General features: G+C 55.6%; 16 protein-coding genes. 8 read left to right on the forward strand and 8 right to left on the reverse strand.

What is annotated here, in order from left to right:
• The first annotated feature begins 32 nt into the window (after positions 1-32).
• From A6U95_RS23940 to A6U95_RS23950, 3 genes are all read left to right on the forward strand, one after another.
• Positions 33-851, forward strand: a complete 819-nt coding sequence (locus tag A6U95_RS23940) for a DUF2877 domain-containing protein (protein WP_065686309.1) — start codon at positions 33-35, stop codon at positions 849-851.
• 70 nt (positions 852-921) lie between these two features.
• Positions 922-1,824, forward strand: coding sequence for a carbamate kinase (locus A6U95_RS23945; RefSeq protein ID WP_024528439.1), 903 nt, complete (start codon positions 922-924; stop codon positions 1,822-1,824).
• A 43-nt stretch (positions 1,825-1,867) separates the two neighbouring features.
• Entirely contained in the window at positions 1,868-3,094 is a 1,227-nt protein-coding gene (locus tag A6U95_RS23950; RefSeq protein ID WP_029711056.1) for an MFS transporter, read from the forward strand.
• A gap of 43 nt (positions 3,095-3,137) precedes the next feature.
• Here A6U95_RS23950 and A6U95_RS23955 read toward each other — a convergent pair whose 3' ends face one another.
• The 3 genes from A6U95_RS23955 to tesA form a co-directional block, all read right to left on the reverse strand.
• The gene (locus A6U95_RS23955; RefSeq protein WP_021805422.1) at positions 3,138-3,992 is read right to left on the reverse strand and encodes a co-chaperone YbbN; all 855 of its coding nucleotides are present in this window, start codon (positions 3,990-3,992) and stop codon (positions 3,138-3,140) included.
• 85 nt (positions 3,993-4,077) lie between these two features.
• Positions 4,078-4,854: an SDR family oxidoreductase gene (locus tag A6U95_RS23960; RefSeq protein ID WP_065686310.1), complete on the reverse strand. Its 777-nt coding sequence runs from the start codon at positions 4,852-4,854 to the stop codon at positions 4,078-4,080.
• Positions 4,855-4,879: 25 nt separating this feature from the next.
• Positions 4,880-5,518 (reverse strand): multifunctional acyl-CoA thioesterase I/protease I/lysophospholipase L1, encoded by a 639-nt coding sequence (tesA, locus tag A6U95_RS23965; RefSeq protein ID WP_065686311.1) that lies wholly within the window; start codon positions 5,516-5,518, stop codon positions 4,880-4,882.
• On the opposite strand from tesA, the gene ybbA reads away from it, so the two are divergent.
• Both ybbA and ybbP read left to right on the forward strand, forming a co-directional pair.
• Positions 5,489-6,175 (forward strand): putative ABC transporter ATP-binding protein YbbA, encoded by a 687-nt coding sequence (gene ybbA, locus A6U95_RS23970; protein ID WP_065686312.1) that lies wholly within the window; start codon positions 5,489-5,491, stop codon positions 6,173-6,175. The genes tesA and ybbA overlap by 30 nt on opposite strands.
• Positions 6,172-8,604, forward strand: a complete 2,433-nt coding sequence (gene ybbP / locus A6U95_RS23975; RefSeq protein WP_065686313.1) for a putative ABC transporter permease subunit YbbP — start codon at positions 6,172-6,174, stop codon at positions 8,602-8,604. Before ybbA ends, ybbP begins: the two co-directional genes overlap by 4 nt.
• Before the next feature lie 56 nt (positions 8,605-8,660).
• Here ybbP and purK read toward each other — a convergent pair whose 3' ends face one another.
• The 4 genes from purK to ppiB all read right to left on the reverse strand — a co-directional run bounded on the left by purK (position 8,661) and on the right by ppiB (position 11,608).
• Positions 8,661-9,728 (reverse strand): 5-(carboxyamino)imidazole ribonucleotide synthase, encoded by a 1,068-nt coding sequence (gene purK / locus A6U95_RS23980; protein WP_065686314.1) that lies wholly within the window; start codon positions 9,726-9,728, stop codon positions 8,661-8,663.
• The gene (gene purE / locus A6U95_RS23985) at positions 9,725-10,249 is read right to left on the reverse strand and encodes a 5-(carboxyamino)imidazole ribonucleotide mutase (RefSeq protein WP_024486090.1); all 525 of its coding nucleotides are present in this window, start codon (positions 10,247-10,249) and stop codon (positions 9,725-9,727) included. The genes purK and purE overlap by 4 nt, the downstream gene beginning before the upstream one ends.
• 131 nt (positions 10,250-10,380) lie before the next feature.
• Complete coding sequence (locus A6U95_RS23990; RefSeq protein ID WP_065686315.1) at positions 10,381-11,103, reverse strand: UDP-2,3-diacylglucosamine diphosphatase; 723 nt, start codon at positions 11,101-11,103, stop codon at positions 10,381-10,383.
• Positions 11,104-11,113: 10 nt separating this feature from the next.
• Positions 11,114-11,608 carry a peptidylprolyl isomerase B gene (gene ppiB / locus A6U95_RS23995; protein ID WP_024486088.1) on the reverse strand — a complete coding sequence of 165 codons (495 nt, stop codon included), beginning with the start codon at positions 11,606-11,608 and terminating at the stop codon, positions 11,114-11,116.
• Positions 11,609-11,894: 286 nt separating this feature from the next.
• Between ppiB and cysS the strand changes: the two genes are divergently transcribed.
• Entirely contained in the window at positions 11,895-13,280 is a 1,386-nt protein-coding gene (gene cysS, locus A6U95_RS24000) for a cysteine--tRNA ligase (RefSeq protein WP_065686316.1), read from the forward strand.
• Positions 13,281-13,340: 60 nt separating this feature from the next.
• Here cysS and A6U95_RS24005 read toward each other — a convergent pair whose 3' ends face one another.
• Positions 13,341-15,518: an extracellular solute-binding protein gene (locus A6U95_RS24005; RefSeq protein WP_065686317.1), complete on the reverse strand. Its 2,178-nt coding sequence runs from the start codon at positions 15,516-15,518 to the stop codon at positions 13,341-13,343.
• 367 nt (positions 15,519-15,885) lie between these two features.
• On the opposite strand from A6U95_RS24005, the gene A6U95_RS24010 reads away from it, so the two are divergent.
• The gene (locus A6U95_RS24010) at positions 15,886-16,707 is read left to right on the forward strand and encodes an MBL fold metallo-hydrolase (protein WP_065686318.1); all 822 of its coding nucleotides are present in this window, start codon (positions 15,886-15,888) and stop codon (positions 16,705-16,707) included.
• 11 nt (positions 16,708-16,718) lie between these two features.
• Positions 16,719-17,954 (forward strand): MFS transporter, encoded by a 1,236-nt coding sequence (locus A6U95_RS24015; protein WP_024528449.1) that lies wholly within the window; start codon positions 16,719-16,721, stop codon positions 17,952-17,954.
• The last annotated feature ends 2 nt before the right edge of the window (positions 17,955-17,956 follow it).

Below are 17,956 nucleotides of genomic sequence, written 5' to 3' on the forward strand. Positions count from 1 at the left end.
CCCGGAGGAGACTCCGGGCTAGGGAGCAAGTTATGGACATCACCGCGTTAGCCATTAGCCGCTATGCCACGCAAGATTACGGCCCGTTACGCTGCGTGGGGCGTTTCAACAATGCCATCAACTTCCTCTCGCCTAACGATCGGCTACTGACGTTGCACCGTGAAGGGCGTGGGCTTAGCCCAATGGGCTGGGAAATTGGCGACGATGACTTCGACGAAATCTTTGACAGCCTGCCTGCGGCCCAGCATTGCCAGCTTTCACCGGCGGGGATCGAACTGGAGGATATTGCCATCTACCGCCAGGGGAGGTGCTTGGATCTCTGTCTGAAGGTGAGCGGAGAAATTGCGTTGCCGCCATTGGCTACCGCGCTGGCCGATGTTGATGCCCAGACCGGCCTGTTTGGCCGCCTGGACAACCTCGTTGACCAGCCGCATTGTCTGGAAATTCGCGAACTACGGCAGCACTTTACCGCCTGGTTGTTGGGGCAGAAAGTAGACTGGAGCGCCGTGCTTGGCAAAGGCCCTGGCTTGACGCCAAGCAATGATGACACGGTGCTGGGCATGTTGCTGGCGGCTCATCTCGATAGCCGCGTGGATGTCGCAAGGTTGTCGTCCTTTTTTGCCGCCAGCCAACCCTTAAGCCAGTTGACCACCTTGGTCAGCGTCCACTATTTGCAGTTTGCCGAGCAGGGGATCTTCTCCACCCCGGTACAACTCCTGGCACGCGCCTTACTCAGACCACAAGAATTACCCGCAGCCATCAACGACATGTTGGCAACCGGGCATTTTTCCGGTGCGGACACGCTATTGGGCGTCTGGTTGGGCGCGATGGCAATCAATCGTCTTTATTAATTTATCAGCGGAAAACCATGCCGAATGCCGTTCGGTATGGGCTGCTATTACTTGAAAAATGGGTACCTGAATGGAAACGTTAGTTATTGCCTTGGGGGGCAACGCCCTGTTAAAGCGTGGCGCGGTGTTATCTGCAGAGAATCAGTATCAGAGCATTGCGTTAATTGCCGATGCCATTGGCAAGCTGGCCAAGAAATACCGCATCGCCATCGTGCACGGTAACGGCCCACAAGTGGGGTTGTTGGCGCTGCAAAACCTGGCCTATCGCGATGTTCCCCCTTATCCGCTGGATATTCTGGTGGCGGAAAGCCAGGGCATGATCGGCTATATGCTGGCCCAGCAGCTAGGGGCGTTCCATCCTGCTCAGCCGGTGTCCACGTTGCTGACTCGCGTCTTGGTAGACAGCGAAGATCCGGCGTATCGGGAACCCAGCAAATTTATCGGGCCGGTTTATGAGCCGCAACAGCAAGCCGAGCTGGAAAAAAAGTATGGCTGGAGCATGAAGCTGGATGGGAAATACCTGCGCCGGGTGGTGCCTTCCCCTGAACCGAAAAAGATCATCGATATTGAAGCGATCAATCTGCTACTGGCGAAAAACCACATCGTGATTTGCAACGGCGGTGGCGGTGTTCCGATGGTGGCCAGCGCACAGGGAATGATCGGTAGCGAAGCGGTGATCGACAAGGATCTGGCCTCTGCGTTACTGGCCGAAGCCCTGGACGCCGATCACCTGGTGATCCTCACTGATGCTGATGCGGTGTATCAGCACTGGGGCACCCCGCAGCAAAAAGCCATTCGTTCTGCCACCACCAAAGAACTGGCCCCGATGGCCGTAGCCGATGGTTCGATGGGGCCAAAAATCATGGCGGTCAGCCGCTTTGTGCAGCGCAGCGGTAAGGTGGCACATATCGGTGCCCTGCAAGATATCGAGTCGGTACTGGCAGGCACCGCAGGGACATTAATTACGCCGTAATACTGGATGGGCCGAGCGGCCCATCAACCAAGGGAAAATGAATATGCAAACTATAAAAACAGAGCGAATGCCCTATTGGATTAAAACCGTAGTGATCTTCTTCCTCGGCTGGGTCGTTATCTATGCCGGGCGTTCGGTACTTAGCCCCATCATGCCGCAGATCCAAACCGAGTTCGGGCTGTCAAAAAGCCATCTGGGCTTAATCAGCAGCCTGTTCTTTCTGACCTACACCATTTTACAGGTGCCTGCGGGGCTATTGGGTGACCGCTTGGGGAGAAAACGCATTCTGGTCAGCGGCTTTATGCTGTTTGCGCTGTTTATCGCTGCCGTCAGTATCTCATCCAACTTTCTGATTTTCATCGTGCTGTGGATGCTGACCGGTGCTTCGCAAGGCGTCTATTATGGCCCGCAGTATGCGCTTTCATCCGAGGCCATCCCCAAGAAATGGATCACCTTGGGCAGTGCGGTGATCGGCAGCGGGATGTCGTTCGGTATCGCGCTGGGGTATTACCTTTCCAGCTTTATGATCGAACACTTTCATACTTCGTGGAAGATGCCGTTCCTGGCGATGGCGGTCCCGGTATTGATTGTGGCGCTGCTGATGCTGTTTTTCATTCGGGAAAAAGCGCCGCAAAGTGCCAGCGATGCTCCGGTAGCGGCGGCAGCAAAGAGCGAATTCAGTTTCCTGGATCTGTTTAAAAACCGTAACCTGCTGATGGCCTACATCACCATCTTTTGCTCGATCTATGGCTTCTTCGTGATCATTACCTGGCTGCCGTATTATCTGCAAAAAGAACGCGGCATGGATATTGTGCACGCAGCCAGTATCGCCTCTATCGTACCGTGGATCTCGGTGCTCGGGACGCTGATTTGCAGCTATATCTCCGACAAGCTGGGCCGCAGAAAACCGGTGGTGCTGTTTATGCTGCCTTTCTCACTGTTGGCGATCTTCGGCATCGTTTATTCCACCAGTGAAGCGGCGTTGATTGGCGTATTGGTGCTGTATGGGTTTATCGGCAAAATCAGCCTCAACCCGGTACTGATCGCCCTGGTAGCAGACAACGCACCTCGTGCCGCGCTCAGTACCGCTTTCGGGCTGTATAACTTCTTTGGCATGGCGGCGTCGATCTTTGCGCCTTACGTGACCGGCTTCATTGCCGACAGCACGGGAACGTTGAATGCGGGCTTCTATTTTGCCGCGATGATCACGGTGGTGGGTTTTATCGCCATGTTGTTCGTCAAAGAGGGGAAACCGGCGCAGGAGGCTTGATGTTTGATGCAGGGCGCAACCGTGCGGCTGCGCCCATGTACGATTAATACAGCAGTGAATACAGCTGGCGGCGATACTTGGCGGCCAGCGCATCGCCAGTCCCCAGTGCGGCCAGAATATCCATCAAGGTCTTGCGGGCGCTACCGTTAGCCGCCGCCAAATCCTTTTTCAGATGACCCATCAGCAATTCCAGCGCCTCTTCGTTACGGCCAACCTGATGCAGTTGCAAGGCTAGCTGCACGGCAAGTTCGACGTTTTCCGGCTGTTGCTGAACCTGCTGCTGCAACTGCTGAATTTCCGGCGTATCGGCGGCCTGCTTCATCAGCTCAATCTGCGCGACCAGGCCGAGGTAACGGGTATCGCGATCCTGTAATGGGATGGTCGCCAGCACCGCTTCGGCATCATCCGTCTTGTTCAGGGCGATCTGGGTTTCCGCCAGCGTCAGGCCGATATCGCTGCGCTGATTGCTGAGGCTCCAGGCGTCTTTCAGCAAAGGCAGTGCCTCTGCAGCACGGTCTTCCTGCAACAGTTCAGTGGCTTCTGCCAGCTTGAGGTCTTCGGCTTTTGGCAGGAAACGCTGCAGGAATTCGCGGATCATTTCTTCCGGCTGCGGCCCTTGGAAACCATCAACCGGCTGACCATCCTTGAACAGATAAACGGTTGGCAGGGAGCGCAGACCAAACTGGGCGGCGATCGCTTGCTCGGCATCGCAATCCACCTTCGCCAGAACGAACTGACCTGCGTATTCCGCCGCCAGTTTATCCAGTATCGGGGTGAGTTGCAGACAGTGCTGGCTGCGATCCGACCAGAAGTAGAACAGCACCGGCTGGGACATGGACTGTTCCAGCGTTTGGTGCAGGTTAGTTTCGTTAATATCAACAACGGCTTGAGCTAGCATGGTTTCTCTCTAATCTGATCTTGCGGAGCCAATCTATTCTAGATGGGGGCAAAGCGGCGCGCTTCAACCCTTAGCCCCCGTTTGCTTAACCATTACTGCGCAATAACCAGTCCAGCGCGCGGCCTGGCAACAGGCGGCGCAGGATGCTCATGGTATGCGCCAGCAGGGTGACCGGGTAGCGCAGCTTGGCTTTGGGGCTTTCCAGCGCATGGCGCAGCTTCGGTAACACCGCTTCGGCGGGCAGCGTCAAACGCTTGGCAATACTCGGGTTGTGCACCGGTTTATCGCTCTGCGCCTGATTGACGTTCTGGGTGAAATGGGTCGTCAGCGGGCCTGGCTCGATCAGGCTGACCTGAATGCCGCTGCCGTGCAGTTCCATACGCAACGCGTCCGACCAGGCTTCCAGCGCAAATTTGCTGGCGGCATAGGCCCCACGCCCGGCGCTGGAGATTAACCCCATCACTGAACTGGTCTGAATAATACGCCCTTCACCGTGCGGCAGCATGGCTGGCAGCAGCAACTGGGTGAGCTGGTGGGTGCCAAACAGGTTGGCGGAGAATTGCCGTTCCAGCTGTTGGCGTGAAACCGAGCTGAGTGGGCCGTAAACGCCGAAACCGGCATTGTTGAACAGACCGTACAGCCGCCCGTTGGTCAGCTCGATCACCTGTGCGGCGGCGCGTTCTACGCTGGCGCTATCGTCCAGATCCAGTTCAATGCCTTCCAGCCCAAGCTGGCACATGTTTTCCACGTCTTCCGGCTTACGGCAGGCGGCCAGCACACGATAGCCACGGTTACGCAGATCTTGCGCTGCAATCAATCCTATCCCGCTGGAACAGCCGGTTATCAATACCGCTTTTTGCATAACTTTACCTAGTAGCTAACCCTATTCAGTTAGACTCATGTTTAACTAGTGGTTCCAGCTGTTGCGCCATCCAGGTGGCGATAAACGGCTGGGCATCCTGATTGGGGTGCAAACCGTCATCCTGCATCCATTCCGGTTTGATCACCACCTGTTCCATGTAAAACGGCAGCAGCGGAATGTTGAACTGCTTGGCCAACGCCGGATAGATCTCACCGAAGGCCTCGGTGTAGCGGCGGCCATAGTTTGGCGGAATATGAATTTGCATCAGCAGCGGTTTGGCCCCCGCCTGCAAAACCAGCGTGATAATCTGGTTGAGATCGCGCTCAATATCCGCAGCCGGGAAGCCGCGCAGACCATCGTTGGCACCCAGTTCGATCAGCACCCAGCGGGGTTGATGTTGTTTCAACAGCTCGGGCAAGCGTGCCAGCCCCTGAGCGGCGGTGTCACCGCTGATACTGGCATTGACCACGATCGGGTGGCCAGGTTGTTTCTGCCACTCATCGGCCAGGCGAGTTGCCCAGGCTTGCGCTATCGGCAACCGATAGCCAGCACTTAAACTGTCGCCTAAAATCAACAAGGTATCGGCCGCGACAGCACGTAAACTGAATAATCCCAACAGCAAAAGGAAGGGAAGATGCCAGCGGAAAACGTTCTTGAAGTTCATCATCTTAGTAAACACGTTGGTCAGGGTGAGCATCAGCTTACCATCCTTACCGGAGTCGAGCTGGTTGTCAAACCCGCACAGACAATTGCGCTGATCGGCGAGTCCGGTTCAGGTAAATCGACCTTGTTGGGCATCCTTGCCGGGCTGGACGACGGCAGCGAAGGAGAAGTTAGCCTGCTGGGGGAGTCGCTGACCGCACTGAATGAAGAAGGGCGCGCTGCGCTGCGGGCAAAAAACGTCGGTTTTGTGTTCCAGTCTTTCATGCTGGTCCCCACCTTGAACGCGTTGGAAAACGTACAACTCCCTGCACTGCTGCGTGGTGAAAGCGATCGTCAAAGCCGGGACCAAGCGGTGCAACTGCTGGAACAGCTGGGGTTAGGCAAGCGTCTTAGCCATCTGCCAGCACAACTTTCCGGCGGGGAGCAACAGCGTGTGGCACTGGCACGGGCGTTCAGTGGCCGCCCACGGGTGCTGTTCGCCGATGAACCTACCGGCAACCTCGATCGCCAGACCGGTGAGCGCATTGCCGATCTGTTGTTCTCCCTCAACCGCGATTTCGCCACCACACTGATCCTGGTCACCCATGACGAGACCCTGGCGGCGCGCTGTCAGCGGCGGCTGCGCTTGCGTGAAGGCAAGCTGTGGGAGGAAGCATGATTTGGCGTTGGTTCTGGCGTGAATGGCGTTCGCCTTCGCTGCTGATCGTCTGGCTGGCGCTGACGCTGTCGGTCGCCTGCGTGTTGGCACTGGGCAGCATCAGCGATCGCATGGACAAAGGCTTGAGCCAGCAAAGCCGCGACTTTATCGCCGGGGATCGGGTATTGCGTACCGCGCGTCCGGTGCCGGAAGGCTGGCTGCTCGATGCCCAACAACAGGGGCTGAAAGTTAGCCGCCAGCTCTCTTTTACCACCATGACCTACGCCGGGGATCGTCCGCTACTGGCCAACGTCAAGGCTACCGATGCGGCCTATCCGCTGTATGGGCAGTTGGAAACCCTGCCAGCCAATCTCAAACCTGTGCCAGGCAGCGTGTTGGTGGCTCCGCGCCTGTTGGCATTATTGGATATCAAGGTCGGCGATAATCTGGATGTGGGGGATACCACGTTACGCATAGCCGGTGAAGTTGTGCAGGAGCCGGATTCTGGCTTCAATCCGTTCCAGACTGCGCCTGGCATTATCATCAACCTGGCGGATGTGGATAAAACCGGAGCGGTACAGCCGGGCAGTCGCCTGACCTACCGTTATATGTTTGCCGGTGCGCCAACCGATATTCAACGTTATGAAGAACGCCTCAAACCGCAGCTCAAACCCGATCAGCGCTGGTATGGATTAGAGGAGTCCGGCAGCGCGCTGGGTAAATCGCTACAGCGTTCTCAACAGTTCCTGCTGCTTTCGGCGCTGCTGACCTTGCTGCTGTCGATCGCCGCTGTGGCGGTGGCGATGAGCCATTATTGCCGCAGCCGCTATGACCTGATTGCAGTGCTGAAAACCCTGGGCGCTGGCAGAAAGGCGCTCAGCAAGCTGATTATTGGCCAGTGGCTGGCGGTGTTACTGCTGGCGGGAATCTGCGGTAGCATGATTGGTCTCGGGTTTGAAGCGGTGCTGATCCGCTTGCTGGCACCGGTGTTGCCGGGGGAACTCCCCGCCGCCGGGGGCTGGCCGTGGCTGTGGGCGATGGGGGCTCTGGTCATGATTTCGCTGCTGGTTGGATTGCGCCCGTACCGGCAACTGCTGGCGACTCAGCCGCTGCGCGTACTGCGCCGGGATGTGGTAGCCAACGTCTGGCCGCTGCGTTACTTCCTGCCAGCCACTGCGGTGATTGTAATCGGGCTACTGACGGTGTTAATGGGGGCAAGTACCCTACTGTGGGCCATTCTGGCCGGTATGGTGGTGCTGGCCTTGCTGCTAGGGGGAATTGGCTGGGGCAGCCTGTTGCTGCTGCGGCGCATCACTCTTAAGAATCTGGCGCTGCGGTTGGCGGTGAACCGCCTGTTGCATCAGCCTTGGGTGACGATCAGCCAGCTAGCGGCATTCTCGCTGTCGTTCATGTTGCTGGCACTGTTGCTGGTCTTGCGTGGCGATCTGCTCGATCGTTGGCAACAGCAGTTACCGCCAGACAGCCCGAACTATTTCCTGCTGAATATGACCACGGCACAGGTTCCGCAGGTGAAAGCCTTCTTGCAACAGCATCAACTGCATGAGGAAACCTTCTATCCCATCGTACGTGTGCGCCTGTCAGAAATTAACCAGCAGGTGGCGACGGAGCGGGTGCATGAAGACGATCCCGGTGGTGAGGCGGTGAACCGTGAACTGAATCTGACCTGGCAAAGCGATCTGCCGGACCACAACCCGCTGACGGCAGGCACCTGGCCGCCGAAAACCGGCGAGGTCTCAATGGATGAAGGGATCGCCGGCAGGCTCAAGATCCAACTGGGCGATACCTTGACGTTCAGCGGCGATACCCAATCGTTCAGCGCCAAAGTTACCAGCCTGCGGCAGGTAGATTGGGAAAGCCTGAAGCCGAACTTTTACTTTATCTTCCCGCCGGGTGCATTGGACGGCCAGCCACAAACCTGGCTGACCAGCTTCCGCTATGACGGCGACGGCAAGGTGCTAACCCAGCTTAACCGCCAGTTCCCAACGCTGAGCCTGCTGGATATCGGTTCGATCCTCAAGCAGGTCGGCGGCGTGTTGCAGCAGGTGAGCAGGGCGCTGGAGGTGATGGTGGTGCTGGTGGTGATCTGCGGTGGTCTGCTGTTACTGGCACAGGTACAGGTAGGGATGCGGCAGCGTAGGCAGGAACTGGTGGTTTATCGCACGCTAGGCGCAGGCAAACGCCTGTTGCGCGGTACGCTGTGGTGCGAGTTTGCGTTGCTGGGGCTGGTGGCCGGCATCGCGGCGGCGGTGGGGGCAGAAGCGGCACTGTGGCTGTTGCAAACCAAGGTATTCGACTTCCCGTGGGCACCTACACCGGTGCTGTGGTGGGCGTTACCGTTGCTGAGTGCCTTGCTGCTCTCGCTGTGTGGCGGCTGGCTAGGTGTACGCCTGCTGCGCGGCAGGGCGCTGTTCCGCAGCTACGAAGGTTAAACGTCTAATAAAAAGGGTTCAGTGTGGCTGAACCCTCAATTTGCGGTTTTAACTGATTATCCCAGCTTTTGCTGCGCCCAGGCCAAGCCACTTTGGTACTCGGCTGGCAGCAGCGGCGCTAATGCCTGCAACGCCTGTTGCAAAGAAGCTGCGTCGGGATCGTTGAGATTCAGGTGACCCACTTTACGCCCCTCACGCACCTCTTTCTCATACCAGTGCAAATGCACCAGCGGTAGGCCCAGCCATTGCTGATTCACCGCCGTGCCGATCAGGTTGACCATCACCGAAGGCGTATTCACCACCGGCTTAGGCAGCGGCAGCCCCAGGATGGCACGCAAATGCAGCTCAAACTGGCTGATAGAAGCGCCGTTCTGCGTCCAGTGGCCACTGTTGTGGACACGCGGAGCCAACTCGTTGATCAGCAGGCTGTCGCCGACGATAAAGCACTCCATCGCCATCACGCCTACGTAGTTCAACTCATCAAGGATCGCAGCCAACATCTGCTCGGCCTGCTGCTGCAACGCCTGATTGGGCTGTGGCAGCGCTACGCTAGTACGCAGAATGCCTTCTTCGTGCAGGTTGTGAGTCAGCGGATAGAATACCGACTGGCCATCGTGACCACGAGCGCCCACCAACGACACTTCGCCAGAGAAATTAATCCCCTGCTCAACGATGCATTCGCCATAGTTATCCGCCGGTAACTCCGCCTCTTGGCCCGGGCGCAAACGCCACTGGCCACGGCCGTCATACCCACCCACGCGGCGTTTAACGATCGCCAACTCACCCAAGGTGGCAAATACCTGCGGCCATTCGACAGCATTTGCCAGCAATTGCCAAGGGGCGGTGGCAAGATGAAGTTGATCGAGCAGTTGTTTCTGTGTGAGGCGATCGGCCAAACGCGGGAAGATATCGCGGTTGACGAAGTTATTGTGCGTCGCCAATTCGCGGGTCAGGGCGGTTTCTGGCCAGCGTTCGATCTCTGCGGTGATCACCGCATTTTGATAGGGCACCGCTTCCGGCTCGGCATCCAGGCCGACGGGATAAACCGCAATTCCCAGTGGTTCACCGGCCTGGCGCAGCATACGTCCTAACTGGCCGTTACCCAGTACGCAAACCGGCTTCATGCGTCCTCCCGTGGGTCCGGGTGGTTCAGCACCTCGTCGGTCTGGGCCTGACGCCATTGTGCCAACCGCTGTGCCAGCCCGGCATCGTGCAGTGCCAGAATTTGTGCTGCCAGCAACCCGGCGTTGGCCGCACCGGCTTTGCCGATGGCGAGCGTACCCACCGGAATGCCACGTGGCATTTGCACAATGGAATACAGGCTATCGACACCGCTTAACGCGGCGCTTTGTACCGGCACACCCAGCACCGGAACCAGCGTTTTGGCCGCCAACATGCCCGGCAGATGCGCAGCACCACCGGCACCGGCGATGATCACGTCAAAACCCATGGCCTTGGCATGTTCGGCAAAGCTGAATAGTTTATCCGGCGTGCGGTGGGCGGAGACAACTTCGACATGGAACGGGACATCCAGCGTGGTCAGAACTTCTGCCGCGGACTGCATTGTGGCCCAGTCACTTTTTGAACCCATTACGATTGCGATTTTAACCCCAGCGTTGGCGGCTGAAGTAGCGGTGGCTCCCATGAGTGCATGGCTCCTGTGATGTGGACAAACGTCGGCTGGCAGGCCGTATGAGGGCGTAGAGCATACCATGGGTAAAGGACGAGGAAAACGGTTGCGTCGACGGTTTTTGCCATCAAAAGCGTGAAAACGACCTAGAAGGGGAACTCGATCAGTTCGACGGCATCTGCCGTGACTTTAATCATTGAGCCTTGTGTATGCCAGGCTCCTAACACCGCGCGATGGGCTTCACCGTCAGGTAATGCCAGCGGATGGATTGCCGGGCGATGGGTGTGGCCGTGGATCATCCAGTGGACGTTGTGGCGCAACATGGCCTGCTCAACGGCCTGCGGGTTGACGTCCATAATCGCGGTGGATTTGTATTGGTTGCTTTGTTGGCTGCGCGCACGCATTTTAGCGGCGATCTTCAAGCGCCAGCGTAGAGGGAGCGCGAGAAAAGCACGTTGGATCCAGGTGTTATGAACTTTGTTGCGGAATTCTTGATAGGCCTGATCGTCGGTGCATAGGGTATCGCCATGCAGGATCAGGATCTTGCGGCCATACAGCTCAACGACCTGCTCTTCAGGTAGCAGGATCATACCGCTCTGCTTGGCAAAGCGCTTACCCAACAGGAAATCGCGGTTGCCGTGAATGAAGTAGCAGGGGACTCCGGCCTGGTGCAACGCCTTGAGTGCGGCGGCAATTTCGCTATGCAACGGCTCGGGGTCGTCATCACCAATCCAGGCTTCGAACAGATCGCCCAGAATGTATAATGCGTCGGCGTGAACGGCTTCTCGCTGCAAAAAACGCAGAAAACCGGCAGTAATTGCCGGTTCCTGTGCGCATAGATGCAGGTCTGCGATGAACAGCGTGCTCATGCAGCCGCGATTACTCGCTGACGGTAACGCTGGTGATCACGACATCTTCAACCGGTACATCCTGGTGCATGCCGCTGCGGCCAGTTTTTACCGCTTTGATCTTCTCGACCACGTCCATACCTTCTGCCACTTCGGCAAATACGCAGTAACCCCAACCCTGGGAGTTTTCAGCACGGAAGTTCAGGAAGTCGTTATCCACCACGTTGATGAAGAACTGGGCGGTGGCAGAGTGTGGATCGTTGGTACGAGCCATTGCCAGGGTGCCACGGGTGTTTTTCAGGCCGTTGTTAGCTTCGTTCTTGATGGTTGCTTTGGTGTCTTTCTGATGCATACCAGGTTCAAAACCACCGCCCTGAACCATAAAGCCGTTGATGACACGGTGGAAGATGGTGTTGTTGTAGAAGCCTTCACGGCAGTAGTTCAGGAAGTTTTCAACGGTAACCGGTGCCTTGTCAGCAAAGGTCTTGATAACGATATCGCCGTGATTGGTGTGGAAAGTAACCATAGTTTTAGTCCTAGCAAGATGAAATGAGCTGTCACATAGGAAGGCGTGTGAGCAATCAGACCGACTTTATAACATATCTCAATTAATCAGTCAGCAGTGGCTAGGGTGGTAGTTCCGCGGCAGAAATACACGTGTTGTTATCTTAGTCTGGATTGGGTTAATTCCGATCTCACGCAATTTTCTGCCGATCAATTCAGCAATCCTTGGGCTTGACCTTGCAATAGAGCAGCCTTCGGGTTTCAATATGCGGATATGTTTGTTATCACGCACACCACGGACAGCCCTGATGCTAAAGATATTTAATACCCTGAGTCGTCAAAAAGAGGAATTTAAGCCCATTCATGCCGGTAAAGTCGGTATGTACGTGTGCGGGGTAACCATTTATGACCTGTGTCATATCGGCCACGGGCGTACTTTTGTTGCTTTCGACGTAGTCGCGCGCTACCTGCGTTACCTCGGCTATTCGCTGAACTACGTGCGTAACGTGACCGACGTGGATGATAAAATCATCCGCCGCGCGGCAGAAAACGGCGAAACCTGCGATCAACTGACCACGCGTATGCTGGCAGAGATGCACGCCGATTTTGATTCGCTGCTGATCGAACGCCCGGATCAGGAACCGCGTGCCACCCACCATATCGAAGAAATCATCGAGATCACCCAACGCCTGTTGGCGCGCGATCATGCCTATGTGGCCAGCAACGGCGACGTGATGTTCTCCATCGATAGCGATCCGCAATACGGCCTGCTGTCCCGCCAGGATCTGGAGCAGCTGCAAGCCGGTGCACGTGTGGAAATCGACGACGTGAAACGCAACCCGATGGATTTCGTGCTGTGGAAGATGTCCAAGCCGGGCGAACCAAGCTGGGAATCGCCGTGGGGCCCAGGCCGCCCGGGCTGGCATATCGAATGCTCAGCCATGAACTGCAAACAGCTAGGCACCCATTTTGACATCCACGGCGGTGGTTCAGATCTGATGTTCCCGCACCACGAGAACGAGATTGCCCAATCCAGCTGTGCGCATGATGGTCCGTACGTCAACTACTGGATGCACTCCGGGATGGTAATGATCGACAGAGAGAAGATGTCCAAGTCATTGAACAACTTCTTTACCATCCGCGACGTGCTGGGCTACTACGACGCCGAAACCGTGCGTTACTTCCTGATGTCTGGCCACTACCGTAGCCAACTGAACTACAGCGAAGATAACCTCAAGCAGGCGCGCGCCTCGCTGGAACGTTTGTACACCGCACTGCGTGGCACCGATGCCAATGCGCAACCTGCTGGCGGTGAAGCGTTTGAAGCGCGCTTCCGTGAAGCTATGGACGACGACTTCAACACCCCAGAAGCTTATTCCGCGTTGTTCGATTTAGCGCGTGAAGTAAACCGTCTGAAGAGCGAAGACATGGCGGCGGCAAATGGGTTGGCGGCAGAGCTGCGTAAACTGGCCAAGGTATTGGGCCTGCTGCAACAGGAGCCAGAACAGTTCCTGCAAGGTGGCGCGCAAGCGGACGACTCGGAAGTGGCAGAGATTGAAGCGTTGATCAAACAGCGTAACGACGCACGTGCCGCCAAAGACTGGGCGCTGGCAGATGCCGCTCGCGATCGGTTGAACGAGATGAATATCGTGCTGGAAGATGGCCCGCAAGGGACTAGCTGGCGTCGTAAGTAAACTAAGAACTTATTAAGTTAATGAAACCGGGTTGCTGTGGCTTCCCGGTTTTTTTATGCCTTAAGCATGGGCTTCGCTGAGCAGGCGCTGGTTGATGTAATCAATAGCTGGCTGCGGATCCATTATCTTGTTCACGACGTTGGTCACGCCCTGGCCGATAATGATCTCCGCATGGCGCAGGTTAAACAACTCGCCCTGTAAACCCCGAGATTCACGGATGCCGATACTAGGATTATCTCGCAGCAGGTTAAACCACGGATAGAGATGCAGAATGCGCTGGTTCTGATAGATGCTGCGGTGGGCGCTGTTACCGCCCAACAGCACCAGATGCTCGGTAATTTCAGCCGAATACAGCCAACGGAAGAACTGCTCTACCTGCGCTTTCTTATCACTGAAACGAGACATGCCTAACGAGCCACCGCCCATCTGCGGCATGTTGCCCGGAACTGGCGCGTAACCAATCGCCGGTGATAGAGGGCTGTGGGCGACGTCGTTGAACAGATTCATATACATGATCAGCATCGCCAACTGGCCTTGCTCAAACTGGGCCACCGCAGCATTCCACCATTCACTGTTGAGATTGGTGGTGACGGTAAGCTGTTGCTGATATTGCCGCAACGCTTCGATGGCCAAGGTTGCCTCTAGTTGGACCGGTTTGTCTTGGTGCACTAGCCGCCCACCTAACGCGTAATAGCGCAGTAGATATTCGGTAGCAATTAACCCGGAACTCCCGAGAGTCGTTGATGAACCTATCGGACGTTGCGGGTTGCCGGATTGATGAGTCGCCGTGAAAAAGGCCGTAATGTCATCAAACTCGGCGAAACTGGTCGGGATCTTCAGCTCTTTGCCCGATTTCTCATAGAACATGCGTTTGACCGTGGGGTCTTCGAACAGATCTCGGCGATAGAACAGCAACTGGGTGCTGGCATCAAACGGCAACGCATAGGCTTTGCCGTCAATCTGGCTGAAATGATGGCCAACCTCTGCCGAGAAGTTTTCCAGCAGTTCTGGTAGTGCTGGCGCGATCTCTGCCAACGGCGTGAGGGCCTTTGCCGCAAACCAGGGGAGGCAGGCCATATCGATACGCAGCAAATCGTAATAAGGATGCAGATGCAGATTCGAGAGGATCTCAAACACTTCATCATAAGGATAAACCGCGAGATTCACCTTGATACCGGTCTGACGATAGAAATGTGGCAACAGCTTCTTCAGCGCATCGGTCGAGGGGCTAGGCAAGATCAGCATGTTCAGCGTTTCACCCTGTTCGGAAACGGCGGACATGGGTTGAACGTCGAGAGCAAAGCCACGGCTATCCAGTATCTGCTCATCGGCCAGTGTTGCCAATCCGCAGATATATCGGGCAATTTCCAGGCCCAGCCGGGCGTAATCCATCTGATAGTGGTACTGATTGGCTACCACGGCGGGTTCGTTATCGCTGAGTTGCCAGATCGGCGGGCAGGGGGCTGCGCTACCCAGATAGGCCGCCTGCGTCAGGCAACGGGCTTTTTCGCTGTCTTGAGCAATCAGGACTTGTGGTGGCTGGCCAGCAAAAAAAGCAAAAGCGGCGGTGTGACATTCACTGGCCGGTGACGGAACGACCGTTAACTGGGTTGATGGGCTTAACTGTGCCAGCGTATCTTTCAATGCCTCGACAAAACACTGGCCGTTGGTATAAGCGAGGGGCTCACAAAGCACGCCAACGTGCGTGGGTTGTTCGCGGGCGATCTCGCTGGCAATGGCCTGGCCCGCCTGGCAAAAGTTCAGGTTGAATGTGACCTTGGCCTGCGCTGGATGGCGATAGACAAACAGGATCTGCTCCGCTGGCAGCCGGAGCGTCTGATAATAGCTTTCGCTGTCGGCAAGGCAGGAGACCGTAACGATGGTTTGGTAGGATTTTGCGGCCAGCGTCTGCAAGATATCCCTTTCGGCAGAGGGCAGATCGTTAGTGACGTACAAATCCAGATCGCCCGGGAAAGAAGATCGTAATGATTGCTGAAGCCCACGGTAGAGCTGGTGATACTGCTCGCTGTTGATATCGGGCAGGATCAGCGCAACGCCACTGCTTTTGCTGGCGCGTAGCGACTGCGCCTGGGCATTGATCTGATAACCCATTTGCTGGGCAGCCTGTTTGACCGCCTCGATCTTTTCAACGCTGACATTGCCGCGCCCGTTGAGCACGTTGGAAGCGGTGCCGTGTGATACCCCCGCCAGCTTCGCTATATCCTTGATAGTTGCCATTTTCCCACCGCTTTGAGCCGCCTGTTTTGATGCTAACACCGGCTTGGGCGCTTCGCTATCTCGATTTCTCTTCAAGCGTAAAATTTGGATCGTTCCATCATTAATTGGTTGTTGTTTGTCCTTAATTAATCCAGTGTCACAAAATTGATGAAAAACGTAATAATTACCAATGGTTATTTTTAGTTTGTTGATTTTTATAAATATTAAATTAAATATTTGAAGCCGATCACCAATATGTATTGCAGTGTTAACCGTTTTTTGGTCTCAGGATTATGATTGACACGTTCCAAAATCAATTTCGTCGACCACATTAACGAAGGAGATAGGAGTAATAGGTCAGTAATGTACTGAATAAAAAGGATAAAAAATGAAAATACATTTCCTGGGATCGGCTGCCTCTGAAGGGATCCCCAATCCGTTTTGCCGCTGTGAACATTGCCAACAGGCCCGTTTTCTCAAGGGGAAAGATCTGCGTACCCACTCTTCGGCGATTATTGATGATGTGATGTTGATCGACGTCGCCCCGGAGTTCAGCCAACAGCTGTTGCGTGATGGGCTGGACGCAAGTGGTATCACCGACCTGCTGTTTACTCACACTCATCCAGACCATTTCAACGTCGGTGAGCTATTTAGCCGCATGGAGGGTTACGGTTTCAATATCGACCATCCATTGGAGATTTTTGGTAACGATCGAGCGATCAACGGCTGTGCTGCGGTATTGCCGGGCTACAGCAAACAGCGCTTTGGTTTCCACTGCCTGGTGCCTTTTGTCACCGTAGAAAGCCATGGCTACAAGATCACACCGCTGCTGGCCAACCACGCCAAGTGGGAGCTTTGCTACGTGTATGTGATCGAAAAAGACGGCAAGACGATTTTCTATGGCCATGATTCGGGCTGGTTCCCGGAACTCACCTGGCAGTGGCTACAGGGCAAAGTGTTGGATTTGGTGGTGCTGGAATGCACCTACGGTTTCAACGGCGACGATCGTACCGACAATCATATGAGCCTGGAAACCGTGTTTGCCGCCCAAGAGAAACTGCGTGCGATGGAGTGTTTGCATTCCGGCAGCCAGATCGTGGTGTCGCATATTTCTCACAGCGGCAAGTTGCTGCATGAGGAGTTGGTGGCGGCCTGCCGCGATAAAAACATCACCGTTGCGTATGACGGCCTGACCGTTAACGTGGCATAGGGGGAGAACTCATGGACTTTAACAAGACTCCTCGCCTGCTGATCATGATGTTTGTGCAGTATTTCATGCAGGGTGCCTGGAATATGACCATGGGCCTGGTGCTGAGCACCTACGGCATGGCAGCCATTATCGGTTCATCTTATGCGCTGCTGGGATTGGCAACCATACTCTCGCCGCTGTTTATCGGCATGGTTGCAGACCGCTTCTTTGCTTCGCAGAAAGTCATGGCGATTTTGCACCTGATCAACGCCGGGGTGATCCTTTGTGTGCCGCAGTTTATCGAGGCGCAGGACACCACCATGACGCTGGTGATGATCTTCCTGGTCGGGTTGCTGTTCTATCCGACTACCGCGCTGGCCAACAGCATCAGCTTTAGCCATATCAACGGCGTGAAGTACTTCCCGGTGATCCGCGTGTTTGGCACCTTCGGTTTTATGGCGATAGGTTTCATCATCGGGCAGATGGGATATTCCGGCGATACCATGACCTGGTACATTGCTTCGGCCGCTGGGGTGGCATTGGGGCTGTACTGCTTTACTTTGCCGGATACACCGCCGAAGGCCAAGGGCAGCACCTTCACCCTGCGCGATCTGCTGTGCCTGGATGCGCTGTCGCTATTTAAAGATCGTAACTTCTCCATTCTGATGCTGAGCATCTTTGTGTTGATGATCCCCAAAACGGCCTATTCCGCCTATATTCCGGTATTCCTCAAAGCGCTCGGGTTTGATAACGCCGCCTCCATGATGCAGGTAGGGATCGCCTGCGAAGTGGTGTTTATGTTCCTGCTTTCGTTCTTCCTACTGAAAGCGGGCTTCAAGGTGACGTTGATGATGGGCGCGGTGTGCTGGATCATCCGCTCGGTGCTGTTCTCCCAGGCTGCGCTTGACGCCAACATGACGTTTGTCCTGATTGGCCTGATGTTGCAAGGCTTCTGCTGGGACTTCTTCTTTACGGTGGGGGATATCTATGTTGACCGTAAAGCACGGCCCGAAATCAAAGCCCAGGCCCAGAGTCTGCGCTTTATCGTCTCCAATGGTTTTGGCTTGCTGTTCGCGTCCACCATTTGCGGCCAGATCTTCAACAGCACGGTGACGGAGCAGGGGCCACAGGCGTTACCGCAGTGGGAAAGCTTCTGGCTGTTCTCGGCGATTATCGCCGGCGTTGTCTCGGTCTTCTTCTTTATTTTCTTCAAGGACGATCTTTCTAAACAGAAAACACCGGCGGCAATGAAACCCGCGAAGCAATAGGA

Source organism: Serratia sp. 14-2641 (assembly GCF_001692375.1).
Classification (GTDB): domain Bacteria; phylum Pseudomonadota; class Gammaproteobacteria; order Enterobacterales; family Enterobacteriaceae; genus Chania; species Chania fonticola_C.

What these genes read in the sequence shown, in the direction of transcription:
- ybbP (WP_065686313.1), top strand. Translation starts at nt 6,172, where the DNA reads ATGATTTGGCGTTGGTTCTGGCGTGAATGGCGTTCGCCTTCGCTGCTG.
- A6U95_RS23945 (WP_024528439.1), top strand. Translation starts at nt 922, where the DNA reads ATGGAAACGTTAGTTATTGCCTTGGGGGGCAACGCCCTGTTAAAGCGT.
- A6U95_RS24010 (WP_065686318.1), top strand. Translation starts at nt 15,886, where the DNA reads ATGAAAATACATTTCCTGGGATCGGCTGCCTCTGAAGGGATCCCCAAT.
- A6U95_RS24015 (WP_024528449.1), top strand. Translation starts at nt 16,719, where the DNA reads ATGGACTTTAACAAGACTCCTCGCCTGCTGATCATGATGTTTGTGCAG.
- ybbA (WP_065686312.1), top strand. Translation starts at nt 5,489, where the DNA reads ATGCCAGCGGAAAACGTTCTTGAAGTTCATCATCTTAGTAAACACGTT.
- A6U95_RS23950 (WP_029711056.1), top strand. Translation starts at nt 1,868, where the DNA reads ATGCAAACTATAAAAACAGAGCGAATGCCCTATTGGATTAAAACCGTA.
- A6U95_RS23960 (WP_065686310.1), bottom strand. Translation starts at nt 4,854, where the DNA reads ATGCAAAAAGCGGTATTGATAACCGGCTGTTCCAGCGGGATAGGATTG.
- cysS (WP_065686316.1), top strand. Translation starts at nt 11,895, where the DNA reads ATGCTAAAGATATTTAATACCCTGAGTCGTCAAAAAGAGGAATTTAAG.
- A6U95_RS23990 (WP_065686315.1), bottom strand. Translation starts at nt 11,103, where the DNA reads ATGAGCACGCTGTTCATCGCAGACCTGCATCTATGCGCACAGGAACCG.
- A6U95_RS23940 (WP_065686309.1), top strand. Translation starts at nt 33, where the DNA reads ATGGACATCACCGCGTTAGCCATTAGCCGCTATGCCACGCAAGATTAC.
- ppiB (WP_024486088.1), bottom strand. Translation starts at nt 11,608, where the DNA reads ATGGTTACTTTCCACACCAATCACGGCGATATCGTTATCAAGACCTTT.
- purK (WP_065686314.1), bottom strand. Translation starts at nt 9,728, where the DNA reads ATGAAGCCGGTTTGCGTACTGGGTAACGGCCAGTTAGGACGTATGCTG.
- A6U95_RS24005 (WP_065686317.1), bottom strand. Translation starts at nt 15,518, where the DNA reads ATGGCAACTATCAAGGATATAGCGAAGCTGGCGGGGGTATCACACGGC.
- tesA (WP_065686311.1), bottom strand. Translation starts at nt 5,518, where the DNA reads ATGAACTTCAAGAACGTTTTCCGCTGGCATCTTCCCTTCCTTTTGCTG.
- A6U95_RS23955 (WP_021805422.1), bottom strand. Translation starts at nt 3,992, where the DNA reads ATGCTAGCTCAAGCCGTTGTTGATATTAACGAAACTAACCTGCACCAA.
- purE (WP_024486090.1), bottom strand. Translation starts at nt 10,249, where the DNA reads ATGGGAGCCACCGCTACTTCAGCCGCCAACGCTGGGGTTAAAATCGCA.